Source organism: Zooshikella ganghwensis (assembly GCF_018263875.1).
Taxonomy (GTDB): domain Bacteria; phylum Pseudomonadota; class Gammaproteobacteria; order Pseudomonadales; family Zooshikellaceae; genus Zooshikella; species Zooshikella ganghwensis.
On record NZ_JAEVHG010000004.1, the window covers coordinates 266,186 to 293,130 of the forward strand.

26 protein-coding genes are annotated in these 26,945 nt (G+C 39.2%); 18 read left to right on the top strand and 8 right to left on the bottom strand.

The window, feature by feature from the left end:
- From KHS79_RS08795 to KHS79_RS08870, 16 genes are all read left to right on the top strand, one after another.
- Window positions 1-549 carry a hypothetical protein gene (locus KHS79_RS08795; RefSeq protein ID WP_212718355.1) on the top strand — a complete coding sequence of 183 codons (549 nt, stop codon included), beginning with the start codon at window positions 1-3 and terminating at the stop codon, window positions 547-549.
- The gene (locus KHS79_RS08800) at window positions 539-1,114 is read left to right on the top strand and encodes a phage baseplate assembly protein V (RefSeq protein WP_212718356.1); all 576 of its coding nucleotides are present in this window, start codon (window positions 539-541) and stop codon (window positions 1,112-1,114) included. The genes KHS79_RS08795 and KHS79_RS08800 overlap by 11 nt, the downstream gene beginning before the upstream one ends.
- On the top strand, window positions 1,114-1,449 hold the full coding sequence (locus KHS79_RS08805) for a GPW/gp25 family protein (protein ID WP_206196663.1): 336 nt from the start codon (window positions 1,114-1,116) through the stop codon (window positions 1,447-1,449). The genes KHS79_RS08800 and KHS79_RS08805 overlap by 1 nt, the downstream gene beginning before the upstream one ends.
- A complete protein-coding gene (locus KHS79_RS08810; RefSeq protein WP_212718357.1) occupies window positions 1,446-2,378 on the top strand; it encodes a baseplate assembly protein in 933 nt (310 codons plus the stop codon). The genes KHS79_RS08805 and KHS79_RS08810 overlap by 4 nt, the downstream gene beginning before the upstream one ends.
- Window positions 2,378-3,040, top strand: coding sequence for a phage tail protein I (locus KHS79_RS08815; protein WP_212718358.1), 663 nt, complete (start codon window positions 2,378-2,380; stop codon window positions 3,038-3,040). Before KHS79_RS08810 ends, KHS79_RS08815 begins: the two co-directional genes overlap by 1 nt.
- A gap of 86 nt (window positions 3,041-3,126) precedes the next feature.
- Window positions 3,127-4,125 (top strand): phage tail protein, encoded by a 999-nt coding sequence (locus KHS79_RS08820; protein WP_212718359.1) that lies wholly within the window; start codon window positions 3,127-3,129, stop codon window positions 4,123-4,125.
- 43 nt (window positions 4,126-4,168) lie between these two features.
- Window positions 4,169-5,416, top strand: a complete 1,248-nt coding sequence (locus KHS79_RS08825; RefSeq protein WP_212718360.1) for a phage tail protein — start codon at window positions 4,169-4,171, stop codon at window positions 5,414-5,416.
- Window positions 5,417-5,425: 9 nt separating this feature from the next.
- Window positions 5,426-5,974, top strand: a complete 549-nt coding sequence (locus tag KHS79_RS08830) for a hypothetical protein (RefSeq protein ID WP_212718362.1) — start codon at window positions 5,426-5,428, stop codon at window positions 5,972-5,974.
- 84 nt (window positions 5,975-6,058) lie between these two features.
- Window positions 6,059-7,219 carry a phage tail sheath C-terminal domain-containing protein gene (locus KHS79_RS08835; protein ID WP_212718364.1) on the top strand — a complete coding sequence of 387 codons (1,161 nt, stop codon included), beginning with the start codon at window positions 6,059-6,061 and terminating at the stop codon, window positions 7,217-7,219.
- The gene (locus tag KHS79_RS08840) at window positions 7,219-7,743 is read left to right on the top strand and encodes a phage major tail tube protein (protein WP_212718366.1); all 525 of its coding nucleotides are present in this window, start codon (window positions 7,219-7,221) and stop codon (window positions 7,741-7,743) included. Before KHS79_RS08835 ends, KHS79_RS08840 begins: the two co-directional genes overlap by 1 nt.
- Before the next feature lie 173 nt (window positions 7,744-7,916).
- Window positions 7,917-8,168 carry a phage tail assembly protein gene (locus tag KHS79_RS08845; RefSeq protein WP_094785823.1) on the top strand — a complete coding sequence of 84 codons (252 nt, stop codon included), beginning with the start codon at window positions 7,917-7,919 and terminating at the stop codon, window positions 8,166-8,168.
- Window positions 8,169-8,200: 32 nt separating this feature from the next.
- Entirely contained in the window at window positions 8,201-8,317 is a 117-nt protein-coding gene (locus KHS79_RS08850; protein ID WP_233468337.1) for a GpE family phage tail protein, read from the top strand.
- Entirely contained in the window at window positions 8,310-10,175 is a 1,866-nt protein-coding gene (locus tag KHS79_RS08855) for a phage tail tape measure protein (RefSeq protein WP_212718368.1), read from the top strand. The genes KHS79_RS08850 and KHS79_RS08855 overlap by 8 nt, the downstream gene beginning before the upstream one ends.
- Window positions 10,162-10,680: a phage tail protein gene (locus KHS79_RS08860; RefSeq protein ID WP_212718370.1), complete on the top strand. Its 519-nt coding sequence runs from the start codon at window positions 10,162-10,164 to the stop codon at window positions 10,678-10,680. Before KHS79_RS08855 ends, KHS79_RS08860 begins: the two co-directional genes overlap by 14 nt.
- Entirely contained in the window at window positions 10,680-10,913 is a 234-nt protein-coding gene (locus tag KHS79_RS08865) for a tail protein X (protein ID WP_212718372.1), read from the top strand. Before KHS79_RS08860 ends, KHS79_RS08865 begins: the two co-directional genes overlap by 1 nt.
- Window positions 10,904-11,992 (top strand): phage late control D family protein, encoded by a 1,089-nt coding sequence (locus tag KHS79_RS08870; protein ID WP_212718374.1) that lies wholly within the window; start codon window positions 10,904-10,906, stop codon window positions 11,990-11,992. The genes KHS79_RS08865 and KHS79_RS08870 overlap by 10 nt, the downstream gene beginning before the upstream one ends.
- Window positions 11,993-12,068: 76 nt before the next feature.
- On the opposite strand, the gene KHS79_RS08875 is transcribed toward KHS79_RS08870, so the two are convergent.
- From KHS79_RS08875 to trxA, 5 genes are all read right to left on the bottom strand, one after another.
- Window positions 12,069-14,144: a glycosyl hydrolase family 8 gene (locus KHS79_RS08875; RefSeq protein ID WP_212718376.1), complete on the bottom strand. Its 2,076-nt coding sequence runs from the start codon at window positions 14,142-14,144 to the stop codon at window positions 12,069-12,071.
- A gap of 791 nt (window positions 14,145-14,935) precedes the next feature.
- Complete coding sequence (locus KHS79_RS26265) at window positions 14,936-15,670, bottom strand: NAD(P)H-flavin reductase (RefSeq protein ID WP_212718378.1); 735 nt, start codon at window positions 15,668-15,670, stop codon at window positions 14,936-14,938.
- Between the two features lie 44 nt (window positions 15,671-15,714).
- Complete coding sequence (gene ubiD / locus KHS79_RS08885; protein ID WP_212718380.1) at window positions 15,715-17,181, bottom strand: 4-hydroxy-3-polyprenylbenzoate decarboxylase; 1,467 nt, start codon at window positions 17,179-17,181, stop codon at window positions 15,715-15,717.
- Between the two features lie 180 nt (window positions 17,182-17,361).
- Window positions 17,362-18,621 carry a transcription termination factor Rho gene (gene rho, locus KHS79_RS08890; protein ID WP_027707566.1) on the bottom strand — a complete coding sequence of 420 codons (1,260 nt, stop codon included), beginning with the start codon at window positions 18,619-18,621 and terminating at the stop codon, window positions 17,362-17,364.
- A 703-nt stretch (window positions 18,622-19,324) separates the two neighbouring features.
- The gene (gene trxA / locus KHS79_RS08895) at window positions 19,325-19,651 is read right to left on the bottom strand and encodes a thioredoxin TrxA (RefSeq protein ID WP_027707567.1); all 327 of its coding nucleotides are present in this window, start codon (window positions 19,649-19,651) and stop codon (window positions 19,325-19,327) included.
- A 216-nt stretch (window positions 19,652-19,867) separates the two neighbouring features.
- On the opposite strand from trxA, the gene ppx reads away from it, so the two are divergent.
- A complete protein-coding gene (ppx, locus tag KHS79_RS08900; protein WP_212718382.1) occupies window positions 19,868-21,382 on the top strand; it encodes an exopolyphosphatase in 1,515 nt (504 codons plus the stop codon).
- 131 nt (window positions 21,383-21,513) lie between these two features.
- Here the strand turns inward: ppx and ppk1 are convergent, their stop codons facing one another.
- Window positions 21,514-23,643 carry a polyphosphate kinase 1 gene (ppk1, locus tag KHS79_RS08905; RefSeq protein ID WP_051311069.1) on the bottom strand — a complete coding sequence of 710 codons (2,130 nt, stop codon included), beginning with the start codon at window positions 23,641-23,643 and terminating at the stop codon, window positions 21,514-21,516.
- 293 nt (window positions 23,644-23,936) lie between these two features.
- Window positions 23,937-24,950 (bottom strand): porphobilinogen synthase, encoded by a 1,014-nt coding sequence (gene hemB, locus KHS79_RS08910; RefSeq protein ID WP_094785831.1) that lies wholly within the window; start codon window positions 24,948-24,950, stop codon window positions 23,937-23,939.
- Window positions 24,951-25,247: 297 nt separating this feature from the next.
- Between hemB and KHS79_RS08915 the strand changes: the two genes are divergently transcribed.
- Window positions 25,248-25,577 carry a c-type cytochrome gene (locus KHS79_RS08915; RefSeq protein ID WP_206196667.1) on the top strand — a complete coding sequence of 110 codons (330 nt, stop codon included), beginning with the start codon at window positions 25,248-25,250 and terminating at the stop codon, window positions 25,575-25,577.
- A 299-nt stretch (window positions 25,578-25,876) separates the two neighbouring features.
- On the opposite strand, the gene KHS79_RS08920 is transcribed toward KHS79_RS08915, so the two are convergent.
- The gene (locus KHS79_RS08920; RefSeq protein ID WP_212718384.1) at window positions 25,877-26,929 is read right to left on the bottom strand and encodes an alkane 1-monooxygenase; all 1,053 of its coding nucleotides are present in this window, start codon (window positions 26,927-26,929) and stop codon (window positions 25,877-25,879) included.
- Window positions 26,930-26,945 lie beyond the last annotated feature (16 nt).

A 26,945-nucleotide genomic window follows, 5' to 3' on the forward strand; every position in this document is an offset into this window, starting at 1 on the left:
ATGGAGTTGGCTAAAATTACAAAAAAAATTATTGAGTGTTTAGAAGATGAAGTTGATGTAGTTGAAAATATCGGATCACAAACTGGTTTGTTAGATATTAGAAATCCACAAATAATCGCTGAAAATTTTCCTGCAATTCGTATTACGCCGAAACAGCTTAGTCCAAAACAGTTGGATTATTTTAATACACAAGAATATGAAGCGACTTATTTACTTTATTATTTTAACAAAGCTAAAGATGATTGGATGGATGATGTAGCATCACTAAACCTTTTGGACAAAGTGTTAAGGCTAGTTAAATCAAACAATTGGGGAATAAATAGTATCACTCCAGCCATGAATATTACGGCTAATGCATTAACCGTAAGGCAAATAAATGGTCATCTGATTAATGGGTGGCAAGTGGAGTGGCAACATACTATGCAGCTGGAGTGTGAAAATAATACTGTAGAAACACCTGTTAAACCTAAATCCCTTTATTTTAGCTCAAATCGTGATGATTTTGGTATCGCAGATAAATATTCTGAGGTTAAGGGTTATGAAAGATAACATACTATACAGAGTTTCTCAGTTAGAAAGAAAACTGGCTAATACAGTCATTATTGGTGTGATTAGTGATGTAGATTATGAAGATGCTTTAGTACGAATCGTGTCCGGTGACTTTATATCTAGCTGGGTACCTTGGCTGACCACTCGTGCACATCATGATCGTGAGTACTGGGCGCCAGAAGTAGGTGAGCAAGTTATAATGTTTTCACCTGACGGTGAGTTAGAACAAGGTGTAATTTTACCAGCATTATATCAAAGTAAATTTAACAAACTTGCTAATCATCCAGATATACACATAAAACAGTATAAGGATAATACAACGTTTGTATATGACAGAAAAAATAGTGAGCTAAAAATAAATATAGCTGAAAATGGAACTACTGAGATAGTAAGTACAGGAGGTGTTTCTATTAAAGGGGATGTTTATGTTGAAGGAAATATAAAGGCTACACAGGATATAACAGATAAAACCAGAAGTATGTCTGCAGACAGAGCAATTTATAACAAGCATACACACTCAGTAACTGGTCATAGTAAAGCAAATCCTACAGGAGATACGCAATAATGATAGGTATGAATCGACATACGGGTAAAGAAATGGGAGGGTTAGAACATTTAAAGCAATCCATTATCGATATTTTAACAACCCCTTTAGGTAGCCGAGTTATGAGGCGAGACTATGGTTGCCGGCTACATGAGTTTATTGATGCACCATTAAATCACCAGACAATAGCTGCATTCTATGCTGCTGTTGCTGATGCACTTGTACTTTGGGAGCCAAGATTTCGACTACAAAAAATTACTTTGAAACGCCTTACACAAGGTACGGCAAGTTTTGAGTTGAAAGGTATTTATCTCCCTGAACAGCAGGTAATTACTTTAAAAGGAATCGAGGTATGACAACGGAAATAAATTTATCACAGCTTCCTGCTCCAGATGTTGTTGAAACATTGGACTATGAGGCAATTTTACATGAGTTATTGAGTGACTTTCAGGCAATTTATACCGATTATAGTGCTTTACTAGAGTCAGATCCGGCTTACAAGTTACTTGAAGTCGCTGCTTATCGAGAGTTACTTATAAGGCAGCGTATTAATGAAGCCGCACGTTCAGTTATGGTGGCCTATGCAAGTGGCGCTGACTTAGATAACTTAGCTGCGCTGATTGGACTTAAACGTAAAGTAATACAAGAAGCGGACCCAAAATCTGAACCGCCTAAAAAACGGTTACTTGAAAGTGATGACGTATTACGTCAGCGAATTATTCTCGGGCCAGAAGGTTTCAGCACCGCAGGGCCTAAAGGCGCTTATCGTTTTCATGCACTAGCAGCTTCAGATAAGGTAAAAGACGTGTATGTCACAGGGCATGAAGATGAACCGGGGACTGTGTATGTTACTGTGCAAAGCTATGATGGTGATGGTACTCCAGATGGTGATATCCTACAAAGTGTTGAAGAAGTATTAAATGATGAAGATATTAGACCGTTAACAGATAAAGTCATTGTAAAACCAGTTGAGCCTATTCACTACAATATTGAAGCTGATATAACATTTTATTCTGGACCTGATCAGCAGGTAGTATTAAAGGAAGCTGAAAATAGAATTAAGCAGTATGTGAAAGAACATCATTATTTAGGTCATGATATTACTGAGTCTGGTATTTTAGCTGCGTTACATGTACCTGGGGTACAGCAGGTTGTTTTGAAATCTCCCGATAAAGCTAAGTTAAATATTCTAAAAGTAGAAGGAAACCAGGTTGCTTATTGTCATCTTGGTAGTGATGAAGAGCCTTCAAATATCAAGCTGAATATTATTGGAACTGATTTGTAATGAAACAGGAAAATGATATTGAAGATAAGCTTATTCCAGTCAATGGGACAGCGCTTGAAAATAAAATTGAGGCTATACTAAAACGAGCTGAAGAAATAGATATTTCTTTTAACGAGTTATGGAATCCTGATAAGTGTCCAACAGAATACTTGCCCTGGTTAGCTTGGGCATTGTCAGTTGATAAGTGGGATAATACTTGGGATGAGAGAACTAAAAGAAATGTCATAAAAGAATCGATCAGTGTTCATAGGCAAAAGGGGACAATTGGTGCACTAAAAAAAGCACTGGCTGCCACGGATGTTGATATTCAAATAGAAGAGTGGTTTGATTATGAAGAGGAATCTGAGCGGAAGCCTGGTACATTTAGAGCAAATGTTTATAGCCGTTCAAGAGGAATCAGTGAATCAGAATATAGTAATATCAAGGATATTATAGAGCAGACAAAGAATGCACGAAGTCAATATGACTTGCGTATATATCTCGCAAATAAGTCAACAACACCATATATTGGTGTAGCATCACAAAGTGGTAATACTACAACTGTTTATCCATTCATTGTAAAAAATATCGAAGAAACAACTAGTTGCTTTATTGGCTGTGGTTATCAATCAGTGAATACGATAACAATTTATCCAAAAAATAGTATTGCTCTTTCAGACTGAAGTAGTTTGCTCGATATAAATTCTACAAAATTAAACATGGTAGTGGTGTCTTCTGTGTTTGTCTCGTTATTCTCGGAATAAATTAAATGGAAAATAAATTTTATAGTATATTTACTAATATTGGGAAGGCTAAACTCGCTAACTCAGCAGCGCTTGGACAAAAATTAAACATATCAACTATAAAAATAGGTGACGGTGGTGATAATAATGGAGCGGAAACAGCTCCAAAAGAAGGTGATAAAGATATTGTTAGAGAACGTTGGGAAGGAAGTATAAATGGATTACATAAGCATCCAAAAAATGATAAGTGGCTAGTAACAGAAACAGTCATTCCAGATGAAATTGGTAATTTTTATATCACTGAGTTTGGATTATATGATGAAGAAGGCGACTTAATAGTAATTGGAAAATACCCAAAAACCTATAAACCAACATTGGATGAAGGGAGTGGCACGAGTTCATATATCAAGGTTATTCTTGAAGTTGCAAATACTGAAGTTGTTCAATTGAAAGTTGACCCCGCAGTAGTCCTGGCTTCAAGGGAGTATGTAAAAGAGAAAATCAAGGATCATAGTCAAGAACAAAATCCACATACTCAATATGTTAAGTTTGAAGATAAAGCTTCGGATAACGAGTGCTTAGAAGGAATTAATGATAGTAAATTTATTACACCTAAGGGAGTTGTTAATACTTTAACTAATTTTTTTAAAAGAAAAAAAGCTGATATTGATGATGTCGATAGTGGTGTTAACAATGAAAAATACATAACGCCCTCGATACTTAAATTTGGAGTTAAAACTCAACTTGATGTCAATGGATATGTAAAATTTCCATTGTGGTTAGGTGGCCTTTTAATTCAGTGGGGAGAAGGGACTTCGGAATCTAATGGTAACTTAAAAGTAGTATTTCCAATGCCATATCCTAATAAGTGTTTTCAAATTATTGGTATGCATAAGGGGGCAGGAGCTGCTCTTGTTCTTGAATTAGATAAAACGATGACTAATTCATCTGTTGTGTTACGGACATATAACATTGATGGAGAATTAAATAAATGGCCAATTAAATGGATATCTATAGGCTACTGATATTCATTAATAACAAAAGTATGAAAACATTTAAAGGGATTATATGAGTAACAAATATTATAGTATTTTAACCAAAATAGGTCAGGCACAGTTTGCTAATACTGCTGCGCTTGGTAATAAGTTAAAGCTAAAAACGATAAAAGTTGGTGATGGAGGTGATGATAATGGAGAAGAGACATTCCCAAAGGAGATTGATACAAAATTAGTTCGTGAACGCTGGAATGGAGCAATCAATGATTTGTATATCAATCCAGAAAATAGAAATTGGCTTGTAATTGAAGCAGTTATACCAGATGAAGTAGGTGGCTTTTATATCACTGAATTTGGACTATATGATGACCAGGATAACCTGGTTGCTATTGGAAAATACCCTAAAACATATAAGCCAAATATTACAGAAGGCAGTGGAAGTAGTCTATTTCTACGAGTTATGTTGCAAGTATCAAATGCAAGCCAGGTTGAACTCAGTGTTGATCCTGCAATAATGCTAGCGTCAAAAAAGTATGTAGAAACTGTTTTTTCACGAAAAACAGATAGTTTAGAGAATAATAGTAGTGAGATTCTGGCAACTGCAAAAGCAGCCTATAAATTAAATAATAAGTTATCTACAGCTCAGTTTTTGCCCTATGATCCAAAACGAAGATACCGAACAGGTGAAATATGTACTGTCGAGCTGAACGATCAAGTTATACCCATGCAAATGTATGCGGGACCTAATTTGACTTGTAAAGGAATAGATCCTTCCAACATAACAAATAGGCACGATGGTTGGAGTGACAGTAAAAAACCATTTTGGTGGATACCTTATGGTGGAAGAGTTGGAATGCCATTTTATTGGTTGAGCAAAACTCCTCCTGAAGAAGCAGTAATGGAAATGAATGTTAATTTACCTGTAGAAGTTTACTGGCGATTAGCAAAAACTTATCCACACCTAGTAAAAAATAACCATATAAATACAGGCGAAATAAGAGGTGAGTTTATCCGTGTCTGGGATAATGGCCGGGGAGTTGATGTTGAAAGAAATATTTTAAGTTATCAAAATGACCAAATAAAGTGGCATCATCATGATTTTGTTGATGAAAACGGTATTGCGTATTATGCACTAAATGATGGAAATAATAGGAAGAAAAGAGGCAGTGATGCAGTTGGAACTGAAGGTCCAGACGAACAAAATAATGATTGTGGAATAAATCATACAAGAAAAAATAATCCAAATGAAAATAGTGAGAAAAATAATTGGAAAGAAACAAGACCTCGTAACATAGCCCGTGCAATGGCAATTTATATATAAGGATGATAAATGAAAGAAATTAAATACTGGACTTTTGATGAGCAGACACGAGAAGTAAGACCTGATATAAACTTCACAACCATGCGTGGTGGTATAGCTCATATTCCTGTTAATGCATTAACAAATGAACCACTTACACCTAAAACGGGCTTTGCTGTTGTTGTTCAGAATGACTTAAATGATTATAAATATATTGAGGATCATCGGGGTAAAACTGTTTACAGAAAAGAAAATTGTCTAGACACTCACTCTATTACAGAGTCAGGTCCAATTGACACGTCATGGACAGAAAAAAAACCAAAAACAGACTTTGATGAATGGATGTTAGGGCAGTGGGTAACGAATAATAAGAAGAAATACGAATTTGAATATAAGCAAGCTGAAGCTCAGCGCAGATCAAGGTATACCAAACGAGTAAGACCTCTTCTAGAAGAAGCTCAAATAAAAGCGTACTTGGGTATGAAAAGCGAAGCTAATGCTCTGTTAGAAAGCGCTACAAAGGAGCGTATGAAAGTTCAACAAGAGGTTCCATTGCCGTCAAAGCCTGAAGATGAATAAATTAAATATAATGAAATATTTCACCTTAAAACAAAAAAATAATTTAAATAAAATAATAATCACAAAATAAACAAAGGAACTAAAATGTCTGAAAATTTTTTACATGGTATTGAGATTGTTGAAGATAATAGTGGGCCACGCCCCATTCGTACAGTAAGAAGCTCAGTTATTGGTGTAGTAGGAACAGCACCCGAAGCTGATAATAGCAAATTTCCTTACCATACGCCTGTTTTGATAGCAGGTAATATTAAAGAGGCTGCAGAGCTCGGTAAAACGGGTACTCTTCCTGATGCAGTTAAAGGCGTATTTGATCAAGCAGGTGCAATGGTTGTAGTGGTTAGAGTGCCTGAGCAAGCCGATGCTGATGCTCAAAAAGCAGAATTTTTGAAAGATACATCTGATGATGGTGCTCATTACCAAGGTATTATGACTTTGCTAAGTGCTGAATCTATTTTAGGTGTCACTCCACGTATATTGGTAGCACCTAAATTTAGCCAGCAGTTTGAAGTTGCTGATAAGCTAAAGACGGTTGCTGAACGGCTTCGTGCGGTTGTGATTGTTGATGGACCAAATACCAATGATGCAGATGTTATTAAATACGCAGAACAAGTATCATCTGAACGTGTTTATATGGTTGACCCATTTGTTAAGGTATTTAATGTTGATACCAAGACCTATCAAGATCAACCTATGAGTGCTCGTGTTGCTGGAATCATTTCTCGTACCGATAATGATTTAGGTTTTTGGTGGTCACCATCTAATCAACCTATTAATGGTATAAGTAACTTAAGTCGCGCTGTTGATTTTACATTGGGTGATAAAAACTGTCGTGCAAATTTGTTAAATGAAAAGCATGTAACCACGGTGATTAGAAAAGACGGTTTTCGCTTATGGGGTAACCATACTACGAGTGGTGACGAAAAGTGGCGCTTTCTTTCTGTACGTCGTACTGCTGATATGATTAATGAAAGTTTGCTGCGTGCACATATGTGGGCAGTTGACCAAAATATTACAACACTTTATCTGGAGCATGTATCTGAGGGTGTGAATAATTATTTACGAGACCTGCAAGCTAAAGGTGCAATTATCGGTGGTCGCTGTTATGCAGATCCAGAACTCAATTCTCCAGCGAATATTCAGCAAGGAAAAGTTTATTTTAACATTGAATTTACACCACCTTATCCAGCAGAACATATTACTTTTACATCTCACTTAACAAATGAATATCTGGAGGAGCTTGTCTAATGACCGTCACTGATAAATTTGGTATGCCTAAAGTGTTGCAAAATATGAACCTGTATATTGCTGGTAAAGGCTATGCAGGACGTGTTTCTGAAGTAACACTACCAAAATTAACAATTAAAACAGAAGAATACAGTGCAGGCGGATTAGACGCACCACTTAGTATTGATATGGGGATGGAAAAACTGGAGTGTAGTTTTACTGTTCATGAATGTAATAAAAATATTTTTGACTGGTTTTCGTTAGATTATACAAAAAAAGAAAACTTTATTATCCGTGGTGCGATGGAACAAGGTGGTAAGGTTCATACTGTAGAGCTTGTTCTTGCTGGAGGATTTAAAGAGTTAGATATGGGGGCATGGAAAGCTGGAGATAAAAGTGCAATGAAAATTCAAGCTGCTTTATCTTATTATAAGCTCACTATGGATAAAGAAATTCTTGCAGAAATTGATGTTATTAATATGAAACGCGTCATTAATGGTGTAGATAAACTGCAGGGTATTCGTAAAGCCATCGGTCTGGCTTAAGCTAAATTATTAATGCTAAAAACAATAGTTACAAATACACTCTTTAATGCATAGATTTAAAATCTAGCAAAAAATGAATGTGGGAGGGATGTGTGGCGTAAGACTGTGCTTTCCCTCCCGCTTATAATACCTTGTCTGTTTATAAGTTATAAAATAATAGTAAAGAGAAATTAATGATGAAAACAAAAATTACACTTAATTACCCTGTGACAACTGAAGGTGTTGAAGTTGATACGATTTATCTTCGTCGTCCACGCGCTAAAGATTTGAAAAAAATGGAAGATTCAAAAGGTGGTGATATTACTAAATCAATCGACCTAATCGCTGATTTGGCTGAGCTTGCACCTTCTGCTATTGAAGATTTGGATGCGGGTGACTTTCAAAAAGTAAATGAAGTTGTTGCCGGTTTTTTAGGACAACGGTAATTCCAGAAGATATACATAGTGTATTAGCTGACTTGGCGGTGGTCTTTCATTGGCCTCCGTCTGAGCTTTGGGAGCTGGAATTATCGGAACTATTTATATGGCATAAAAAAGCAAAGGAAAGAGCAATGCAAGGCGAGTGTTATGACTAATGCAGTTTCATTTTCATTAGATACTATTTTTGATAATACAGTTGCTGCAGTCAGTAAACAGGCTGAACTTTCAACTAAGGAGCTATCTCAGTCACTGACTAAAAATCTGCAATCAATAGCTGATAGTTTGGCAGCAACAAAACTGCCCGTGGTCAGCCAGTCGATAGCTCAAACATTAAAGTTAGAACAAAATTTAGTAGAGAACTCACTACAGAGTATATGGCAAGCCTCAGGTGGTGTTGAGAATTTATTGACTAATTCGGCAAGTGCATTATCTGGAGTGAAAGAAGCATTTTCAAGTACGATTAAAAAAGATGTTATACCTGCTTTAATGGATAGTGCTCAGAATAATTTGTCCGATTTATTATCGGAAAATTTTAATGTAAAAAATGATTTAGTAAGCCAATTTGTCGGTGATATTCGGAGTGCTATTGGCAATCCATTTAACTTAGCTGAAAATCTCCCAAATATAGGAGAAAGCTTAAAAGCCGCGTTGCAGGGGGATGCAGCCAGTAATTTAGCGAAAGACTTTGCTGGCCAATATATTGGAGGAGCCAGTGAAGCAATATTGAGCGCTTTTAAGGTTAAGAGTGAAGTTATCGAGAATGTAGCTACACGAGTGACAACGGCATTTACCAGTGTTGATAACCTAATTACTGACTTTCCACAAGCGTTGGATAATGTGGGTAGTGCTATCGTAGACATTGGTCAGCAACACCTTACAGAACTGGGTGAATCTTTAGCTAATAATACTTCTGCATTAATATCGCGTAGGGCAAACTTAGTACTTAATACCTTTGCAACTAAAGGTTTTTCTGCGGGTGTAAAGTCGCTTACCAGGCAGCTTAAGTTGTTAGGACGATTAGGCTTTCTTAAAGCAAGGCGGGCTTTAATAACCTTTACCTCGGGTATTCGTTTAGCTACAGCACGATTCTGGGCATTTAATGCCTCTATATTGGCAAATCCTCTGGCTGCTGTTATAGCTGGAATTGTTGTTGCTGTTGCTGCCATAGGAGTCATTATTTATAAATACTGGGACCCTATCAAAGCATTTATGTCTGGTTTATTTGATGGACTATTGAATGCCATTGAACCCGTTAGGCAAGCATTGGCACCATTATTTAACACCCTTGAACCGTTGTTTAGTGCAATAGGGACAGCTATAGACTGGCTTGTAAGTGGTTTTAATAATTTATTCACGCCTGTACAGGCTACAGCTGCTGAGCTATCTGAGCTAGGCTCAATAGGTTCGACTGTTGGAAATGTATTAGGGGCTGTATTTAGCTTTTTGTTATCACCTATCACACTCGTGGCGGAGGGTATTAGTTGGCTCACGGATAAACTTTTAGGTATGGCTGACCTTGTGAGTGGCGTGTTTGGTAACATTATTGGCTTTTTTAGTGATGATGAAGATGAAAACAAGTCATCAGGAAATAAAGCCAAATCGATTAAAGCTATACAAGAAAGTTCTTTAGCGCGTCAGACTGTATCAGCAAAAGCATCGACAGGTGTACCGCAATGGCGAGGTAGCACTACGTCATTCGACACTACCAATGTAGTTGATTTAAACCAATATCGGGCAGTTAAATTTCAGGCCGCTTATCAGTCGGATGAAATAAAAAACAAAAGTATGAATGGTGAGCTAGGGATTAATACTGGTGCTTTGGGCAAACAAAATGTTACCCCTATAAAAGCACATTCAACACCGCAAAGTGTTGCAGTTAATGCTCCCATTACAATAAATGCCACTGCAAATCAGAATGCCCAAGATATTGCTATGCTGGTGAGAAAAGAGCTGGCTCAACGTGAACAGCAAGCTCAATTAAAAACAAGAGGAGCACTTTATGACATCGGCTAAAGAGCAAAAGAGTATGATAATGATGACATTATCATTACCTGGCTCTCAAGAAGGATATTTTCATTTTTCAATATCAACGGCAGCTTATGAAGATTTAACGATTTCAGATAGCTATCGCTGGGCGACACAAGATAGAATTAGTTATTTACCTGCTACTCAATATTTGGGACCAGGCTTAACCACAATTGCTTTAAAGGGCATTATTTTTACTGAACTTAATAAAGATAGCTATTTTTTACTTGATAAATTAAGAAATTTAGCAAACCAGGGGAAGCCTTTTGTTTTAACGTCTGGAACGGGTAAGCTGCATGGACTGTATTTAATTGAGTCAATTACAGATCAGCAAAGTGTATTTTTTTCTGATGGATTGCCGAGAAAAATCAGCTTTACAATTAATTTAAAACAGTTTGGAGGTGAAGTATGCAAACAGTCAACAACTCAGATCCAGAAAAAAAGAGAGGAGCTAACACAATCGAAAGGTGGAAAGAGCAACAGGTCCTTTTAGTGTCCCAAGCGAAACAACAAGGGAAACTCATCTACTGGACGAAATGCGACGACACGGTAGATAATATTGCATGGAAGATATATGGGCAAACAGAAAATGTAACAGAAAAGATATTCGAAGAAAATCATGGTCTTGTAAATTTTGGGGTATATTTACCTGAGAATTTACCTGTGATTATTCCTGATATTGAAAATATTGAAAAAGCATCTGGTCAGGTTGTATTATGGCAATAAAACCTATTTATATGTTGCAGGTTGATGATCATAATATAACGGATGTTATTAATAACAGGTTGCTAGATTTAACCATTACGGATAATGCAGGTTGGGAGTCTGATACACTTGAGTTACTGTTGGATGATGCAGACCATGCTATTGTATTACCAGATACTGGCGCTAAATTAAAAATATTTTTAGGTTATAGCTCCTCAGAGTTGGTATTTATGGGTACTTTTGTTGTGGATGAAGTTGAGTTATCGAGTGCACCGAGCACTATGAAAATATCAGCAAAAGCCGCAAATATGTCTTCATCTCTAAAGTCACCTAAAACAGTAACCTGGGGAGGAATAGGTAAAAACAGTAAAGATCAATCAGTCAAGTTAAGAGCGATTTTTGATAAAATTGCTAAAGCCGATAACCTAAAAGTTGATATAGATGAAAAATACAAAAATAAGTCATTTCCCATATTAAATCAGCGCAATGAAAGCGATATTAATTTTTTAACTCGCATGGCTGAAAGTGTTGGTGGCGTATTAAAAATTACTAATGATACAATCAGTTTAAAACCGCAGTTATTGGAAAAAGGAGTTATTAGCTTACAGCCACAGGAAGTTAGTCAATGGCGGGTTAATATTACTCAACGGACATCATATGATGCTGTTGAAACCAGTTACTATGACAAATCTGAAGCAAAAAAGGTAAAAGTGACTGTTGCTAAAAGCGCTACTAAAAATCCGTCTAGTCGTCACAATACTAATAACACTAAAGGAATAAACAAAAGTAGTGACAAAAGTAAGAATAATAATAGAAACAAGAAAAATAATAAACTTATAAAACAAATAAAAACGGAGGCCGTTTCAGCTGAAGCTGCCAGTGCCTTGGCAAAAGCTGAGTTAGAGCGATCTGCTATGGGAGAAATGCAGCTTACACTGTCTTTGCCTGGCCGAATGTCTGTTTGCGCAGAGCGTCAGCTGAAGCTCACTGACTTTCGTACCGGTGTTAATGGTTTGTGGCAGATTAATACAGTAAAGCATCAGTTAAATAATAGTGGCTATGTGACTGAAATAACAGCATCATCTGTACCAGAACTATAGATGTTAAGATTAAAAATATTTGCCGCACTAAATGCGGCAAATATCATATATTCAAAGATTATACATGCTATTTAAGCTATTTAGCTGAGGGTATATATTTTCCCTTATAAACTGAGAAATTATCAAAACGAGAGTAGACTGTTTTGCTTGGTGCCCAGCTTTTATCATTACCACCAAAAAATGTGCTGAATAATAACTGGTTGATTTCGCTGTTGGAGGTTAAATTGTCTCTTAACGTAATGGAGTTATTTTCAATGAGTTTTTTGCCATTGATATAAACTTCAATTTTACCTTGTTGGTTGTTGTCATTTTCACCGACATTGACATAAAGTGAGACACTATACCATTTACCAGAAGTAAACTGGAATGAGTCAGCCATCTTTGACTCGCCACAGCGTTGCTGACGTTGTTGTGGATAATAGTAACTTCTTAATTGCCCATCCCGTGCCCACATTAGTCGTGCACTCCAACCTTCAGGATGACCTGCTTTACAACCTGTAATATGTTGGATAGGACCTAAGCCTGGTAGTTTTCCACCTTTTACAAATTCAAAGCCAGGTTCAAAATACACATCGTAGTTTAGTGTATATGCCTTTGCTGCTGGGAGTTTATAACGGCTGGTAATTCGTGGGGAGCCTTGCTCATTGGGTTGATAGCTAATTCTCAAGCATTTACCGTGGTTTTCTTCACAGTTATCCTTGATGGTAATTGCGTCTGACAACTCTAGATTGAGTGGGTTTGCTGAGGAGCTTTCAAAGTCTTCTTTAAATACAGGTTGCTGATGTTTTGCTTCTGCTGGTGTCCACCAATTACCTGAAATAAATAACATAGCCAGTAAATTAATGGTATCACTGTAATAGCTATCCTTTGACTTACGCATTAAGTCCCAGCCTTTGTCGATAAAAGACTGATATTGGGTATCTCCCATAGCTGCTGCAGCTGCAATCATTGGTGCAGTAAATGCCATCGAACTGTAGCCTACTAAAGGGGTTCCATCCAAAGTGTATCCTGCCATGATACTAGAAGGGTTAGAGTCTGTTGTATTGGTTATCCAATTGACGATTGGCTTTAATAATTTTCGGGATGCTTCATGGTTATGATGAGTGGCATCAATTGCAATGCGTAATGGAAAACGGCACGCATTCCATGAAAAATCATCATCCGTTTCACCCTCAAGAAAATCAGGTGGAGCAGGTTTTGCTGATTCACCCACTATGAAGTCGGGCATGAGTCCAGTTGATTTAGAATACGTTTGTTGTATTTCAGTAGAAACGTTAAAAATAGTATCAATAGCTTGGTTCCAGCTTTCATCTTTTGTCGCCTGATAAAATGCTCTTAAGTGACCAATCATCCAGTCAGATGAGCGAGTGGACCATTGGTTGGTATCCCAATCTCCTAGCATGAGTCGTTTAGACTGAGCGTTTAGGTTACTTTTTAGAATGCCTTGTTGAATAATGCGTTTTGCTTCTTTTAAATAGTTGACTTTACCTTTAGATCCCCATTGCTTATCAGCAAGTAACAAGGCATAAGCAATATCGAGATCGCCGTCAGTTGCTGAGTTTGAGTCCTTATCAGGAGACTCGGATTTATCGATTACCCAAGACATTAAGTGTGAGTTTCCTTTGCTACGGTGTTTGTCGTACATGTTATACATGCCATCAAACTTGTCTTGCGTAGTATTTTTTGCATCTGCCATTAGCACTAAAATTAACATACCGTAGCCATGTGCTTCAGATGTGGTAATTTCGTTGCCATTACCTCCTGTCCCTTTCATCGCAACGTAGTAGCCACCACCAGGTGTATTTCCATTCGACGCTTTAAGGTAGCTTTTTTGCCATTGCTCAAAGTAGCTTTTTATTTGTTGATTAAGTACATCTTGATTATGCTGGCTTGGCTTTATTAGCGTTTTAAAATTGTGCTGTTGGGGAAAAGGATGTTTAACTTGATCAGGTTTAGGATCAGTTGGTGGTTCCCAGTCGTCAACAATAATAACGGCATCATCTGGACCTACATCACTTGGTGCAAAGTGGGTAGCATCAACTTGAGTAATGTCACTAGAATATGTTGTTAGAGGTATTAAGCCAACAGTTGATGCAATGACTACACTGAGTAATGTGTGGTTAGGAAGCCTACTTATTTTAATGTCACGCATAAATTACCTGCTGTTGCCAGTGGATGGGAGCTTAATAACGCCCATTGAATTATTGTCAGTTATATGTCTTTTAGAATGGGGGAGGATTGTTATGTAAGTATTTAAGGGCACCTCTAAAAAGAGTGATTTTTTTGCAAGAGCAAGGAAGTACTGTATGGAGAACCGCAGTGTATAAGGAATACATGAGGATTTGAGTACAGCGCTGACACAGCTATTACGAAAAAAGTGCATTTTTAGAGTTACCTTTAACCCCAATTTTGTGAACATATGCATTGAGCGTTATCCTAAAATACTCAATGGAGAAGATCGTTGCGTGATACCTAACCAGGTAAGCTGAGTAGTTCACAGGTGTTAGGAAATTATGAATAATAAAAAGAACTTCACATGAAAAGTGATAATGAAATTTGTTTTATACCTTTCACGAATGATTTCTAGGTTTTGTTATCTTCACGTCTCACCCCAATCACCTATTAATATAACCGCCCAGCAGCGCTGTTATATCAGTTCAAGTGGCTAGCGCAAGTTTCACAGCAGTAAACTTGCCCAGGGGCTTCATCACTTGACGGCCCAGCTAACACCATTAAAAAACTGTTGATGCTATCGCTAGTCTTAACAGACCAGACTAGCCCCACTAAAAACCCTTCGTTTTGGGTATAGTAAAAAGAGGATTAAGTGTTTGAATTGGCTTGTGAAGTAGGTGTCGTAGCATTGAGAGCAGTAGAGACCAAGAATGGTCTTCTACTGTGGGTGTATTAAAAACATATTTTTATATGAGGTTCTGTAGAGGTGTGCTATTTTTTTCTGGGAGCGTAATCAAAAACATCCGCAGCAACATGATCAGCAGCGATACCCTCACTGATAAGTCCGTCAAATGTAGCATAAACCATGGTGGGAGAGCCGCTAATATAAAAGAAAGCGTCTTTTATACTTGCTAAATCTTCATGAACGGCTTCGATTAATAAACCTGAACGGTATACTTCATCTTCAATGGCTGAGTCGCTTACAACAGGGTGAAAAACTATTTTATTTTCTTTAGCCCATTGTTGCGGAAGTGCTTTTAAGTAAAACTGTTCAGATAATCTTGCTCCCCAATATAGGTGCAGTGGATAAGGGTGTTTTTGCGTAAAACAATGTTCTAACATGCTTTTCATTTGCGCAAAACCGGTACCAGCAGCAATAAATACCAATGGTTTATTGGGTATTGTCGCTAGATGGCAATTCCCTAATGGTAAAGTAATGGTGAGAGTTTTTTGTTGTTGAATGTATTCAATAACTTGTTTTGAAAGTTCGCTATTTGGCAAGTACTGAATATGTAGTTCAAGCTGATAATCATGGTTATGGTAGTGTTCAGGCGCACTGGCAATAGATAAAGGACATTGTTGTTGATTGGGTAACTGTACTATTAAATATTGACCAGCATAAAAAGAAGGTAGTTGTTCAGTAGTTTGTTGAAGGCGAACACGGAAAATATCATTAGGGAGGCGATCAATACTGTAGATGTTCACTGCTAAGGTTTTGATAGTCACTGCTGGTGCTCCACAATTATAATTTCACATGCTATTTATTTTCGTTACATTATATTTAATTGGTCCCATAACTCATCAACTCGTTGTTTAACAGTTTCCGTCATCACAATGGGTTTGCCCCACTCTCGGTTTGTTTCACCAGGCCATTTATTGGTGGCATCCATCCCAACTTTAGAACCTAAACCTGATACAGGTGAAGCAAAGTCAAGATAATCAATAGGCGTTTGATCAACAAATGTCATATCGCGCTGGGGATCCATGCGTGTTGTCATTGCCCATATTACATCTTGCCAGTTTCGGGCATCGACATCATCATCGGTGACAATAACAAATTTGGTATACATGAACTGTCGTAGGAATGACCATACACCCAGCATGACTCTTTTAGCATGACCTGGATACTGTTTTTTGATGGTCACAACAGCAAGCCGATATGAACAGCCTTCAGGGGGCAAATAAAAGTCAACAATTTCTGGAAACTGCTTTTGCAAGATGGGTACGAAGACTTCATTGAGAGCAACGCCTAAAATAGCTGGCTCATCTGGTGGTCTACCTGTATAGGTACTGTGATAAATGGGGTTTTTACGATGCGTTATGCACTCTACGGTAAAAACAGGGAAGTTATCAACTTCATTGTAGTAGCCTGTGTGATCACCGTAGGGACCTTCCGGGGCCAGCTCATCCGGGTAAATATAACCTTCTAGTACAATTTCTGCACTGGCGGGCACTTGTAAGTCAGAGGTATGGCACTTTACTAGTTCTGTTTTACTGCCTCGCAGCAGGCCTGCAAATGCATATTCGCTTAAAGTGTCGGGAACTGGTGTGACAGCCCCTAAAATAGTGGCTGGGTCAGCACCTAAGGCAACTGCGACTGGAAAAGGCTTACCTGGGTTAGCACTTTGCCATTCTTGATAGTCTATTGCTCCACCTCGGTGTGATAACCAGCGCATGATAAGTTTATTGCGGCCCAGTAGCTGCATTCGATAAATGCCTAAATTATAACGTGGCTTATGTGGGCCTTGGGTAATCACCAGTGGCCAGGTCACTAAAGGGGCTACATCTCCTGGCCAGCAGGTTTGAATAGGTAATGTGGTGAGATCAACATCTGATGCTTCGAAAATTTCCTGTTGGCAAGGGGCTGTTCGAACCTGTTTAGGACTCATGTTCATGACTTGCTTGAAGATGGGTAACTTTTCCCAGGCATCCTTCATCCCTTTCGGTGGCTCAGGCTCTTTCAAGTAAGCCAGCAACTGACCGACTTCTCGTAAATGGGCAACAGACTCAGCACCCATACCATAAGCAACGCGCTCAGGTGTGCCAAAAAGGTTGGCTAATAAAGGAATTGAAGAGCCTTTAGGGGATTCAAACAGAAGGGCAGGGCCTTGTCGGCGTAAGGTTCGGTCAGCAATTTCGGTGATTTCTAAATAGGGATCAACAGGGTGTTTGATTCGTTTGAGTTCACCCTTTTTTTCTAACTGCTTGATAAAGTCTCGAAGATCTTTGTATTTCATTGGAGTCCAAAATATCTCATTCAGATCAGCATTATAGCCAGCCCTGAATTATGACAAAAGGGACGGTTTGTAAGGGAATTATTTATATTTGTCTAATAGTGATCACTCCAAAAACGTACTTCAGATCAAAACCACCCACTTTAGTAGGTGGTTATCTATTTAGAGGTGCCCTATAGACTTTTATTTCCGCTTCATAGACTGGAAGAACTCTTCATTGGTTCGAGTATCTTTCATGCGGTCAGCGAGAAATTCAATGGCGGCAATTTCATCCATTGGGTGAAGTATTTTCCGCAAAATCCACATGCGTTGAAGCTCTTCTTCTGTCGTGAGTAAGTCTTCGCGGCGAGTACCTGAGCGAGTAATGTTAATAGCAGGGAAAACACGTTTTTCAGCAATGCGCCGGTCAAGGTGCAGTTCCATGTTACCCGTACCTTTAAACTCTTCGTAGATCACCTCATCCATCTTGGAGCCAGTATCTACCAGAGCGGTAGCGATAATAGTCAAACTGCCGCCTTCTTCAATATTACGTGCAGCACCAAAGAAACGCTTTGGTCTTTCCAATGCATGTGCATCAACACCACCTGTGAGTACTTTACCTGATGATGGAATGACTGTGTTGTATGCTCTGGCAAGACGAGTGATAGAGTCTAATAAAATGACAACATCTTTTTTATGCTCAACAAGTCGCTTGGCTTTTTCAATAACCATTTCTGCCACTTGAACGTGACGAGATGGGGGTTCATCAAACGTACTGGCGACCACTTCACCGCGCACAGAGCGGGCCATTTCAGTTACTTCCTCTGGACGTTCGTCGATGAGAAGTACAATAAGGTGGCACTCGGGGTTATTACGGGAAATATTGGACGCAATATTCTGTAGCATTAATGTTTTACCTGCCTTTGGCGGAGAAACAATCAAGCCACGTTGTCCTTTCCCGAAGGGTGCAACTAAGTCAATGATTCGTGCTGTTAAATCTTCTGTGGAGCCATTACCGGCTTCCATTAACAGACGTTCTTGAGGAAATAATGGTGTTAAATTTTCAAATAATATTTTATTTTTTGCATTTTCTGGTTTGCCAAAGTTAATTTCATTAACTTTCAGCAGTGCAAAATAACGTTCGCCATCTTTAGGAGGGCGTATCTTGCCAGAAATTGTATCGCCTGTACGTAAATTGAAGCGGCGAATTTGACTTGGGGATACATAGATATCATCAGGGCCTGCTAGGTAAGAACTGTCAGCAGAGCGCAGGAAACCAAAGCCATCTTGCAATATTTCAAGTACACCGTCGCCATAAATATCTTCACCACTACGGGCGTGACGCTTCAGTATTGAAAAAATTACATCCTGTTTCCGGGATCTGGCTAAGTTGTCTAGTCCCATTTGACTTGCAATTTCCAGCAATTCTGGGACGGGTTTTTGCTTTAATTCGGTAAGATTCATAGCGGGTTATATGAAATAACAATGAAAGGTATACTAAGTTGCTGTAGTGATAGCAGAAACTAAGGTATGTGTTTGATAATTACTAATTTGGTAAGTATTGTTTGAATCGAATATTCTATATTTCGTTTGTACAATTATTTTGTACAGTTCGTTTCTCGATCGCACTATTGCTTGTAAATTAGTTTTTGTAAAGTATGTCGTGTTTTTGAATTTCTATCTTTTCAGTTTTTCTTTGTTTTACAACAAAATATTAGCTTCTGCAGTTAACTAACGTAACTAAATTACAGCATAACTTAATTACAGATTACAGTATAACAATAGATAGCGTATTACGAGAAAATCTCAACTACAAGTAACACATAAGGTTGGTATTTCTTGTTATGAGACTGCTTACTTCGACACAGCTGACTTTTTAATACCTTATAGTCAATACCTTAGAGGATATCACCTATAGTCTTCAGGGGTATCACTAACAAGGACTCACAGCTGATTACTGTAATAAGAATAGCTTCCTGCACTCAATTAGGCTAGTGTGCATAATCTAACACTGATAATAGATTCAGTCTACTCCTTAGTCCAGAAAAAAATAGGAATATGCTGTAAACGTTGTATGAGTCACTGTTAACAAGGGGGGGAATGTGATTCTGTTAAGGAAACAGTGCAGGCTACGCTGCACTGAGCTGACAAGAAAAATGGCTAAACTTTAGATATTGCTATCAAGAAAAGCAGTCAGCTGAGACTTCGATAAAGCCCCTACTTTTGTTGCTTCAACATTACCATTTTTGAATAACATTAATGTGGGTATACCACGTACGCCGTACTTGGGCGGTGTTTTTTCGTTCTTGTCAATATCCATCTTGCATATAGTCAGTTTGCCTGCGTATTCTTCTGCAATCGCATCTAATACGGGCGCAATCATTTTGCAGGGGCCACACCACTCAGCCCAGTAATCAACCAGTACAGGGCCTTCAGCGTTGAGGACGTCCTGGTCAAATGAGTCGTCAGTTACATGCTTGATATGTTCGCTCATGTCGCAGTTTCTCCAAGATATATTCCAAAACAAAATGGGGCCTATGATAGCACTCTGTTCCTTAAGCAAACAATTCGCTAAGATGACCCATTAAATTGCAGTATTGTGATACTGACTTGTTGTTATTTGTTATTAATTTGTTGTAGTTGTTGTTGCCTTGGTGGATTTTAGACATCCACTCAGATAATAACAAAAATTAGCCAATTTGGACTGCTGATGACCGATAGCATATCCCGCTCAGAACATAATGACCAGTCCCTGATCGCAGCAATTGATCTAGGTTCAAACAGTTTTCACATGATTGTTGCGAGGCAGGAAGGTGATGAGATTAGGCCTATTGAGCGTTTAGGTGAAAAAGTTCAGTTAGCAGCAGGATTAGATGATCAAGGTGTGCTAAGTACTGAAGCCATGGAGCGAGGTCTGGCCTGTTTGAGTCGATTTGCCCAGTATGTTAGGGGTTTGCCTGCTCAGCACATAAGAGTGGTTGGTACCAATGCACTACGTATTGCAACCAATGCCGATGAGTTTCTTGCAGCGGCCGAAAATGTGTTAGGTCATGCCGTTGATGTGATTGCTGGCCGTGAAGAGGCGCGACTCATTTTCCAGGGAGTTGCACATACTATGGCTGGACAAGATGAGACACGTTTGGTTGTTGATATTGGTGGAGGAAGTACCGAGTTTGCCATTGGCAAAGGATTTAATACGACACTCCTGGAAAGTCTTCATATGGGGTGCGTGGTTTATACTAAACGTTTTTTTCAAGAGGGTTTGCTGAGTGCCCAAAATTTTCAGGCAGCCTATTATGCAGCTCGATTAGAACTCCTGAATATCGTTGAAGACTGTCAACAAAATGCCTGGTCAGTAGCTATAGGCTCGTCGGGCACGGTGAAGTCTATTGCATTTGTCCTGCAAGGGTTGGGCATGACAGGTTCTGGTATTACGTTAGAGGGGCTAGAGCATCTTCGTCGACAAGTGATTGCGGCAGGACATGTGGATAATCTTAGCTTACCAGGACTCAAACCTGATCGTGTTGGTATTTTTCCCGCAGGGCTTGCTATATTGATGGCGGTTTTTGAAGCGTTTCAAATACCAAAGATGGCGTATTCTGATGGAGCGTTACGAGAAGGTTTACTGTATGACATGCTGGGCCGCTTTCATCATGTCGATGTCCGTAACAAGACGGTTCAGGCTTTAATGCGTCGTTATCATGTCGATATGAAACATGCCAAGCGGGTGTGTAAACACGCTATCAAATGTTTTGATCAAGTAAGCAAAGCTTGGTTTTTAGAGGCAGAAGATCGACAGTTGCTTGGTTGGGCTGCCCAGTTACACGAAATTGGCCTGGATATTTCTCATGCCCAATTTCATAAGCATGGTGCTTATATTATCAAACATGCAGACTTGCTGGGTTTTTCACGAGATGATCAGCTACGTTTAGCGATGTTAGTACGCTGTCACCGGCGTGCACTTTCAGAAGATGCATTTTTTGATTTAGTCCCTGGTGTCGCAACGCGTATGAATAAACTTGCTATCTTGCTAAGGATTGCGATTTTACTCAATCATGTTCGAGATGATGAGCTGTTGCCAGACTATAGTTTAGTGCCAACATCTTCTGGTTTGAGCTTAACACTGGGGGCTGGGTGGTTAGCCGAGCATCCATTAACACAGGCGGATTTTGAACAGGAACAGCAGTATCTCACTAAGGCAGGTTTTAGTTTGTCTGTTCAGTAATAAATTGATGGCTGTGAATAAAAAGAACACAATAAAGAAAAAGCGTTTGCTGTAGACAGTGCACATCAGAAAAAATGATTATGATGTGCACTGTGACAAAGGAGCGTTAGAAGCTGTCTAATATTTGAGTGCTACCGTGCAAGTTTTTCCAATAGGATAAGCTGGGCGTTTTTGTCAGACTCTCCTTCAGGAGGATGATTCTGGATGTAACTGCCATCGGTTTGCAGTTCCCAGCTCATACAGTTATCACTCAGGTAAATATCAAGTTCTTTTTTAATGCGTAAGGCAAGTTTAGGGTTTTCAACAGGGAAGGCGGTTTCTACACGGCGATCAAGGTTACGCTCCATGCAGTCAGCACTAGAGCAAAAGACCCGTGGATTATTGTCATTACAAAAGTAGTAGACTCGAGTATGTTCTAAAAAGCGGCCTACAATAGAGCGGACCCTGATATTATCAGATAGCCCTTTTATACCTGGACGCACGCAACAAGTGCCTCGAACAATTAAATCTATCTCCACCCCTGCCTGGGCAGCACGATAAAGAGCTTTAATAACTTTTGCCTCGGTCATGGAATTGACTTTAATAATAATTTTGGCGGGCTTTCCTTCTTTTGCGTTATGCGCTTCGTTATAAATCAGTTCCAGTATGGTTTTCTTTAGGGTAAAAGGTGCATGGAGTAGTTTTTTCACCTGCACAGCTTTACCCATACCTGTCAGTTGCTGGAACAGCTGATGTACATCTTCAGTTAATACTTTATTGCAAGTTAAAAAACTATAATCGGTGTAAATTCGCGCATTGACTGCATGATAATTACCTGTGCCCAAATGCGCATAACGCTGCATTGTTTTCCCTTCGCGGCGAATAATCAATGCCATTTTGGCATGGGTTTTATAACCTACTACACCATAAACAATGACTGCGCCCGCTTCTTGCAGCCGGCTGGCTAATTGCAGATTATCCTCTTCATCAAAACGTGCACGAATTTCTATGACCGCAACGACTTCTTTACCATTACGTGCAGCATCAACCATGGCACTGACAATTTCTGAATTAGCACCAGTACGATATAAGGTTTGTTTTATTGCTAATACATTAGGATCTTTTGCTGCTTGACGTAAAACATCAACAACGGGGGTGAAGGACTCAAAAGGGTGTAAAAGTAAAATGTCATTTTTTTTGATAGCGCCCAGTAAATCCTCATTTTTAACCAGTGCTTTCGGAAAACCCGGGCTAAAAGGATCATATTGTAAGCTTGAGTGGTCTTCACTATTGCAAACACTCATTAAGCGGCCTGGGTTGACGGGACCATCAACTTGATAAAGCTCTTGCTCAGTCAGATTGAATTGCTTTAATAGAAAGTTCGTCAAAGGTTGCGGGCAATTGGCAACTACTTCTAAACGAACTGCATCACCATAGCGTCTAGACCAAAGCTCCCCTTGGAGTGCTCTTGCGAGGTCTTCGACTTCTTCTGAGTCGAGGGTGAGGTCACTGTTACGTGTTAAGCGAAACTGATAGCAGCCTTTAACGGTCATGCCAGGGAAGAGATCTTCTACATGGCTGTGAATCATTGAAGATAAAAAGACGTAGCACACTTTTCCGTTACTGAGTTCTTCTGGGAGCTTGATGAGTCGAGGCAGTGAACGGGGGGCCGGGATAATGGCCATACCAGTTTCACGCCCAAAGGCATCTTTGCCTTCTAAAGAAACAATAAAGTTGAGAATTTTATTGGCTAATCGAGGGAATGGGTGTGCTGGGTCTAGCCCGATAGGGCTGATAACAGGCAGAATTTGCTGGTTGAAGTAATCCTGTATCCAGGCTGCTTGTTTTGGCGTAAATTGAGTACGCCGCAGGAAACAGATATTTTGCTCTTCTAACTTAGGGAGTAGTACATCATTTAAAATTTGATATTGTTTATTGACCAACTCATGAGTTTTTTGGGCTATTTCAGCTAATACCTGTTGCGGTTGTTTACCATCTAGCCCCGATTTTTCTCGGGCAAAATTAATTTGTTGTTTTAGTCCGGCAACACGAATTTCAAAAAATTCGTCCATATTACTGCCAAAAATCAGCAGAAATCTTAAACGTTCAAGCAAAGGGTATGATTCATTTAAGGACTGTTCCAGAACCCGGGCATTAAATTCAAGATGGCTAAGTTCTCGATTAATGTAATAGTCGGGGTTTGATAAGTCAGTGATTTTGCTTGGCTCTTCAACAGGTTCGCTAGCAACCTCTTGAATGTCTTGACTGGCAGACAAGTTCATAATACTCCTTGCTAAGCAGTACGGACCAAATAGTCGATGGTCTGATTAATATTCATTATAGCGTCTGAAAACTTGTGTCGTTAAGTGATTCAACAACCACCACCGTGCTGGGTATCCCTACATAAAACATGATTAATGGGTAGCTGTTGTATAAGTGCTTCATGATGCTGATTACTATACCCTTGGCGCGAATTACTTTATAGCACGAAGTTCTTGGCGTTTACCGGTTTGGCTTATAATACTGTTTCATAAAGGTTGGCCAAGGGTATAGCTAAGTAAAAAAATTATGATAATTAGGCTGAGTGAATGAGTTCAGCTGCTTCTTTGGCGAAGTAGGTGAAAATTGCATCTGCACCCGCGCGCTTCATCGCGATTAAGCTTTCTAGCATGACACTATTATTATCCAACCATCCATTTGCTGCGGCAGCTTTGTGCATTGCGTACTCTCCACTCACCTGGTAGACAAAAACAGGGACCTGAAGTTCCTTTTTAACGCGATAAACAATATCTAAGTAAGGCATACCAGGCTTGACCATTACCACATCTGCACCTTCTTGCAAATCTAGCGCTACCTCTTGTAGTGCTTCATCACTGTTTGCTGGGTCCATTTGATAGGTATATTTGTTACTTTTGCCTAACGTAGCACTGGAGCCTACCGCATCTCGAAAAGGACCGTAGTAGGCTGATGCATATTTAGCAGAATAAGCCATAATACGTGTATTAATTAATCCTTCAGTTTCCAATGCTTGTCGTATGGTGCCAATACGTCCATCCATCATATCAGAGGGAGCAACCATATCAGCTCCAGCTTGAGCCTGGGCAAGAGCCTGCTTTACTAAAACCTCTACCGTGATGTCATTTAATACATAACCTGATTCGTCGATGATGCCGTCTTGGCCGTGTGTTGTATAAGGATCGAGTGCTACATCTGTAATAATGCCTAAATCAGGAAAGGCATTTTTGACTGAACGAATAGCACGTTGCATTAATCCATCAGGGTCATAGGCTGCTTTTGCATCTTCTGATTTTACAGAGGCATCTGGTGCCGGAAATAGGGCAATTGCAGGAATACCTAACGCAACAAGTGTCTTACATTCGATGATGAGTTGATCAATACTCAGACGCTCAATATTAGGCATGGAGGGAATAGGCTCTCGCTGCTGATCACCCTCTATAACAAAAATAGGATACACCAAGTCATTCGTGGATAAGCTATGTTCACGCATTAAGCGACGAGAAAAAGAATCGTAGCGCATTCTACGCATGCGTGTTCCAGGAAACTGGCGAACAACAAACTGCTTGGACATATGCAAGCTCTCCCTTTCACGGTGTATGAAATTAGCGCTCAAGTATATACCTATTTTGCAGTAGACCCCAGTGGCAGGTTTTTGCTGACGAGAAAATGGGAAAGGTTGATGCGCGTTATCTCAAGCTTTTAAATGCTGAGCTTGATAAGCAATAATTTCTTTAAATTTACATAAAAATGTCATTTTTAATTTCCCTAGTCTAGCTGGGTGAAAATAGGCTATGATCTGCCTGTAAATTAATTATTAACCAGTAGAAGTTACTATTTATTAGCCGTGGATTAGCCTATGAGGAATTTTATGTCGGTGTTTATTAGGAAGTTTTTTTTAGTATTATTTTTACCCTTCTTTAGTATGAGTGCCATGTATGTCAGTGCAGCTGGAGATGTTGAAGCCGGTAAGAATAAAGCAAAAATATGTAATGCCTGTCATGGTGAAGATGGTTATGCCAAAATACCTATTTATCCTCACTTGGCAGGCCAGAATGCTGCCTATTTGGAAAGCTCTCTAAAAGCATATCGAGCAAAACAGCGGCAAGGGGGGCAGGCGGTTGTTATGCATGCTCAAGCAGCTAACTTAAGTGATCAGGATATTGCCGATTTAGCTGCATTTTATAGTAGTCTAAAATAAATATTTATCGTCTCAGTTGTTAATTCTCCTAAAGCCTCAGAAATTCCTAAAAAGTGGCTGAGGCTTTTGTATACTCTTCGCGAATGATTTTTAGGCTTTGTTACCATCGCTCTTGACCACCAAGGATGGAGGGAATGCAGTTTATGCAGGAGCATTTAACTGCCACCCCAGTCATTTAGTTTATCTAATCTCCTGGTGCTTCATCGCTCGGTGGCCTCGCCTAAATAACCCTTCGCTGTGAGTATATACTACTTTATTTTGACACCTAAGAATGATTCGTGAGGGGTATATATTATCCTTTAGCCAAATACTTGTTTTTGGGTTTGTTGGTAGTGAATAACCCGAGGATCCATTATCTGCCGCCAAAGAGGAGGAATTAAAGCAAGTAACATCATGGCGCCATAACTTGAAGGTAATTGCGGACTTTCATCAAAGTGACGCAATATTTGGTAGCGTCTGGCGGGATGAGCATGGTGATCTGAGTGACGTTGTAAATTAAAAAGTCCTGCATTTGAGAAAATTTCACTGGCATTCCATGAATGTATTGGACTGACACGCTCATATCGACCATCAGGTAGTTGCTTGCGAACCAAGCCGTAATGCTCTACATAATTGACTATTTCTAGTGAAATGATTGCGCAGATCGAACTTACCCATATAAACATCAAACCTTGCCAACCAGCCCATAGTGCAAAGCTTGTCCATAGCAACAATGTTCCCGCACTCCACCAAAGTAATTCATTTTGCCAATGCCAGAAAGGTAACTTTTTCCTTGCTAAACGAGTGGCTTCTAATTTAAATCCTTGGATAATATTTCTGATAATTGCTTGGGGAAGAAATAAATAAATTGACTGACCAAGTTTTGCGGTTGAAGCATCATGCGGTGTTGCGACATTAACATGATGACCTCTCACATGTTCTACTTTAAAGGTTGCATAACCCACGAGCATTAGCATAAAGCCACCCAGCATACGTTCATGCTTAGTATTGCGATGTATGAGTTCATGAGAAATGTTGATAGCACCAGCAAATACCAGAAATCCTGTACTCAATGACAGTGCTAATGTGGTGCTCCAAACTTCGAACTTTGCACTATAAAGTCCTAACATCAGATAGCCAAGCTGGACACAACAAAATCCACAAATAATCACTTTATAACGATAGTCATTGAGAAGCTGTTGCTCTTGTTGCGGTGTAGGGTTTTGTTTACTACGACCAAGAACAAGGTCTACTGCGGGAAAAAGTAGATAAAAAAGTAAAAATAATAAATTCCAGGAACCACCAAGGTACCAGCCAATAAATGGAATCATAGAAACCAGGTAGGCTAAAAGAAAGTAATAGGGGGGTAACATGTAAACTGTCCTTGTT

What these genes read in the sequence shown, in the direction of transcription:
- KHS79_RS08845 (WP_094785823.1), top strand. Translation starts at nt 7,917, where the DNA reads ATGATGAAAACAAAAATTACACTTAATTACCCTGTGACAACTGAAGGT.
- KHS79_RS08840 (WP_212718366.1), top strand. Translation starts at nt 7,219, where the DNA reads ATGACCGTCACTGATAAATTTGGTATGCCTAAAGTGTTGCAAAATATG.
- trxA (WP_027707567.1), bottom strand. Translation starts at nt 19,651, where the DNA reads ATGAGCGAACATATCAAGCATGTAACTGACGACTCATTTGACCAGGAC.
- KHS79_RS08815 (WP_212718358.1), top strand. Translation starts at nt 2,378, where the DNA reads ATGAAACAGGAAAATGATATTGAAGATAAGCTTATTCCAGTCAATGGG.
- KHS79_RS08805 (WP_206196663.1), top strand. Translation starts at nt 1,114, where the DNA reads ATGATAGGTATGAATCGACATACGGGTAAAGAAATGGGAGGGTTAGAA.
- KHS79_RS08800 (WP_212718356.1), top strand. Translation starts at nt 539, where the DNA reads ATGAAAGATAACATACTATACAGAGTTTCTCAGTTAGAAAGAAAACTG.
- ppx (WP_212718382.1), top strand. Translation starts at nt 19,868, where the DNA reads ATGACCGATAGCATATCCCGCTCAGAACATAATGACCAGTCCCTGATC.
- ppk1 (WP_051311069.1), bottom strand. Translation starts at nt 23,643, where the DNA reads ATGAACTTGTCTGCCAGTCAAGACATTCAAGAGGTTGCTAGCGAACCT.
- KHS79_RS08810 (WP_212718357.1), top strand. Translation starts at nt 1,446, where the DNA reads ATGACAACGGAAATAAATTTATCACAGCTTCCTGCTCCAGATGTTGTT.
- KHS79_RS08820 (WP_212718359.1), top strand. Translation starts at nt 3,127, where the DNA reads ATGGAAAATAAATTTTATAGTATATTTACTAATATTGGGAAGGCTAAA.
- KHS79_RS08870 (WP_212718374.1), top strand. Translation starts at nt 10,904, where the DNA reads ATGGCAATAAAACCTATTTATATGTTGCAGGTTGATGATCATAATATA.
- KHS79_RS08860 (WP_212718370.1), top strand. Translation starts at nt 10,162, where the DNA reads ATGACATCGGCTAAAGAGCAAAAGAGTATGATAATGATGACATTATCA.
- hemB (WP_094785831.1), bottom strand. Translation starts at nt 24,950, where the DNA reads ATGTCCAAGCAGTTTGTTGTTCGCCAGTTTCCTGGAACACGCATGCGT.
- KHS79_RS08875 (WP_212718376.1), bottom strand. Translation starts at nt 14,144, where the DNA reads ATGCGTGACATTAAAATAAGTAGGCTTCCTAACCACACATTACTCAGT.
- KHS79_RS08830 (WP_212718362.1), top strand. Translation starts at nt 5,426, where the DNA reads ATGAAAGAAATTAAATACTGGACTTTTGATGAGCAGACACGAGAAGTA.
- KHS79_RS08835 (WP_212718364.1), top strand. Translation starts at nt 6,059, where the DNA reads ATGTCTGAAAATTTTTTACATGGTATTGAGATTGTTGAAGATAATAGT.
- KHS79_RS08795 (WP_212718355.1), top strand. Translation starts at nt 1, where the DNA reads ATGGAGTTGGCTAAAATTACAAAAAAAATTATTGAGTGTTTAGAAGAT.
- KHS79_RS08855 (WP_212718368.1), top strand. Translation starts at nt 8,310, where the DNA reads ATGACTAATGCAGTTTCATTTTCATTAGATACTATTTTTGATAATACA.
- KHS79_RS08915 (WP_206196667.1), top strand. Translation starts at nt 25,248, where the DNA reads ATGTCGGTGTTTATTAGGAAGTTTTTTTTAGTATTATTTTTACCCTTC.
- KHS79_RS08920 (WP_212718384.1), bottom strand. Translation starts at nt 26,929, where the DNA reads ATGTTACCCCCCTATTACTTTCTTTTAGCCTACCTGGTTTCTATGATT.
- KHS79_RS08825 (WP_212718360.1), top strand. Translation starts at nt 4,169, where the DNA reads ATGAGTAACAAATATTATAGTATTTTAACCAAAATAGGTCAGGCACAG.
- rho (WP_027707566.1), bottom strand. Translation starts at nt 18,621, where the DNA reads ATGAATCTTACCGAATTAAAGCAAAAACCCGTCCCAGAATTGCTGGAA.
- ubiD (WP_212718380.1), bottom strand. Translation starts at nt 17,181, where the DNA reads ATGAAATACAAAGATCTTCGAGACTTTATCAAGCAGTTAGAAAAAAAG.